Annotated in this window: 1 tRNA gene; it reads right to left on the reverse strand. The window is 50.0% G+C overall.

From position 1 onward, the window contains the following. Positions 1 to 125 precede the first annotated feature (125 nt). A tRNA-Ile gene (locus DQX04_RS12430) sits at positions 126 to 202 on the reverse strand. Between the last annotated feature and the right edge of the window lie 34 nt (positions 203 to 236).

Raw genomic sequence — 236 nt, forward strand, 5'->3', positions numbered from 1 at the left:
CAGTATGCGACGAAGCCGACAACGCAGTTCAGAGCGACAAAAGTAATTTGCGGTTTAGCAAGGCGTTGAGGAGGAAGCATACACCAGTATGCGACGACGAAAACAACGAAGAAAAACCTCAAATTTGGTGGGTCTGAGTAGACTTGAACTACCGACCTCACCCTTATCAGGGGTGCGCTCTAACCAGCTGAGCTACAGACCCAGTACTTACCTTTCATTCGTACGGCTTCGCCGCA

The organism is Aliidiomarina sp. B3213, assembly GCF_003290085.1.
In the GTDB taxonomy this organism is placed as follows: Bacteria; Pseudomonadota; Gammaproteobacteria; order Enterobacterales; family Alteromonadaceae; genus Aliidiomarina.